At 68.1% G+C, this 2,701-nt stretch carries 3 protein-coding genes; all 3 read left to right on the top strand.

The window, feature by feature from the left end; genetic code table 11:
- A partial coding sequence (locus tag BIS11_RS14595; protein WP_367399220.1) for a ComEC/Rec2 family competence protein occupies window positions 1-359 on the top strand: 359 nt, incomplete at its 5' end.
- 53 nt (window positions 360-412) lie between these two features.
- Window positions 413-2,149 (top strand): lipid A export permease/ATP-binding protein MsbA, encoded by a 1,737-nt coding sequence (msbA, locus tag BIS11_RS14590; RefSeq protein ID WP_253426103.1) that lies wholly within the window; start codon window positions 413-415, stop codon window positions 2,147-2,149.
- Window positions 2,146-2,701 (top strand): tetraacyldisaccharide 4'-kinase (gene lpxK, locus BIS11_RS14585; protein ID WP_253586393.1); only part of this gene is annotated, 556 nt, incomplete at its 3' end. The genes msbA and lpxK, both read left to right, overlap by 4 nt.

Here is a 2,701-nt window from a genome sequence, read left to right as displayed (position 1 = left end):
GCATCGGCGAGCATCGCCTGTTGATCACCGGCGACGCGGGCAGCGACAGCGAGCGGCGCTTTCTCGGCGCGCTCGAGGGGCCGGTCGACGTGCTGGTCGCGGGGCACCACGGCAGCAACACGAGTTCCGGCATCCAGTTCGTGCGCGAGACGCGGCCCAGGCACGTGGTCTTCAGCGCCGGGCGAGGCAACGCCTTCGGCCACCCGACGGACGCGGTGGTACGCCGTTTTCGCGCCGTGGGGAGCTGCCTGTGGAACACGGCCCAGGACGGGGCGCTGACCTTCGTGCTGCGGGCCGGCGAGGATCTCGAGGTTTCACCGCAGCGCGCGCCGGGAGGAGGGCGCAAGCGGTGTCGATAAGGCGCGCCTTAGGGTAGAATCCGGCGCATTGCACACTACGGCCAGGAGCGCGTGTGACCGATTCCAGTTGGGTGATCTACAAACGTCTGTTGAGTTACGTCAAGCCGCACTGGCGCATGTTCGCGCTGGCGATCATCGGCTTTCTGATCTATGCCGCCTCCAGCACGGCGCTGGCCGAGATGATGAAGCGGCTGATCGACGGTATCCAGAACCCGGACGCGGCATTTCGCCTGTTCCTTCCGCTGTTCGTGGTGCTGATGTTCGCCGCCCGCGGGGTGGGTACCTTCCTGAGCACCTACTACATGGCCTACGTGGGCCGCTACGTGATCCATACCCTGCGCTGCGACGTGTTCGACCACATGCTGCACCTGCCGGGGCGCTTCTTCGACCAGCACTCGAGCGGACACCTGGTGTCGCGGGTGACCTACCACGTCGAGCAGGTGGCCGGGGCGGCCACCAACGCCGTGACGGTGATCCTGCGCGAGGGGCTGTTCGTGATCGGGCTGATCCTCTATCTGCTGTGGACCAACTGGATGCTCACGCTGCTGTTTCTGGGCGTCACGCCGGTGATCGCCGTCGTCGTCAGCTACGTCAGCAAGCGCTTTCGCAAGATCTCCAAGCGCATCCAGAACTCCGTGGGCGACGTGACTCACGTCGCCTCCGAAGCGCTGACCGGCTACCGGGTGGTGCGCACCCACGGTGCCGAGGGCTTCGAGAAGAAGCGCTTCGAGCGCGCCAGCGAAGAGAACCGCCGCCAGAGCATGAAGCAGGCGATGACGCGCGCGGTCAGCTCGCCGGTCATCCTGATGCTGGTGGCGATCTCCATGGCGCTGCTGGTGTGGCTCGCCATGGCGCCGGCCTTCATGGCCGACATGACCCCGGGCGAATTCGTCGCCTTCATCACCGCTGCGGCGCTGATGATCAAGCCGGTACGCCAGCTCACCGAAATCAATGGCGATATCCAGAAGGGCCTGGCCGCCGCCGCGGAACTCTTCGCCGTGGTGGACCTGCCTCGCGAGCCGGACGCGGGCACCCTGGCGCCCGAGACGCTCGAAGGCGACGTGCGCTTCGAGAACCTCGGCTTTCGCTACGGCGAGGAGCACCCGGACGTGCTGCACGGCATCGACCTGCACGTCGCCCCCGGCGAGATGATCGCCATCGTCGGGCGCTCCGGTGCCGGCAAGTCGACGCTGGTCGGTCTGTTGCCGCGCTTCTATCGGCCCTCGGAAGGGCGCCTGCTGATCGATGGCGTTGATATCGACGAATACGACCTCGGCGCGCTGCGCCGGCAGATCGCCATCGTTTCCCAGCAGGTGACGCTGTTCAACACCACCATCGCCGCCAATATCGCCTACGGCGACCCGGCCCCGGACCTGGCCCGGGTCAAGGAGGCCGCCGATGCCGCCTACGCCAGCGAGTTCATCGACAAGCTGGCCCAGGGCTTCGATACGCTGGTCGGGGAGAACGGCCTGACGCTTTCCGGCGGCCAGCGCCAGCGCCTGGCGATCGCCCGGGCGATCTACAAGAAGGCGCCGATCCTGATCTTCGACGAGGCGACCTCGGCGCTCGATTCCGAATCCGAGCGCTATATCCAGAAGGCCCTCGAGTACGTCTGCAAGGGGCGCACGACCCTGGTGATCGCCCACCGGCTCTCGACCATCGAGCGCGCCGATCGCATCCTGGTGATGGAGCAGGGGCGCATCGTCGAGTCCGGCACTCACCAGGCGCTGCTCGAACGCGACGGCGCCTATGCCGCGCTCCACAAGATGCAGTTCCAGGAGCCGGCGTGAGCCTGGCGAGCCGCTGGCTCGACGCCGCCTATCGGCCGGGCGGGTCTGCCTGGCTGGTACCGCTCTACCCGCTGGGGGCGCTCTACCGGGTACTGATGGCGCGCCGAGCGCGCGCCTACGCCACGGGCCGAAAAGCGGTCACTCGCCTGCCGGTGCCGGTCATCGTGGTCGGCAATATCACCCTGGGCGGCACCGGCAAGTCGCCGCTGGTGGCGTGGCTGGTGCGCCGGCTGGTGGACAACGGCTGGACCCCGGGCATCGTGACAAGGGGCTACGGCGGCCGGGCGAAGAACCACCCGCTGCGGGTGAGCGCGGACACCGACCCCGCCGAGTGTGGCGACGAGCCCGCGATGCTGTTTCGCCAGACCGGTGTCGCGGTGGTGGCGGATCCGAATCGACCCCGCGGCGCCCGGGCGCTCGTGGAGCAAGGGTGCGACATCATCGTCAGCGACGACGGTCTGCAGCATCTGGCACTGGGCCGCGACATCGACATTGTGGTGGTGGACGGGGCCCGGGGGCTCGGCAACCGGCGCTGCCTGCCGGCGGGGCCGC

This window comes from Halomonas sp. 707D4 (genome assembly GCF_024158685.1).
GTDB lineage: Bacteria > Pseudomonadota > Gammaproteobacteria > Pseudomonadales > Halomonadaceae > Vreelandella.
This window is presented reverse-complemented; position numbering and strand designations above follow the sequence as displayed.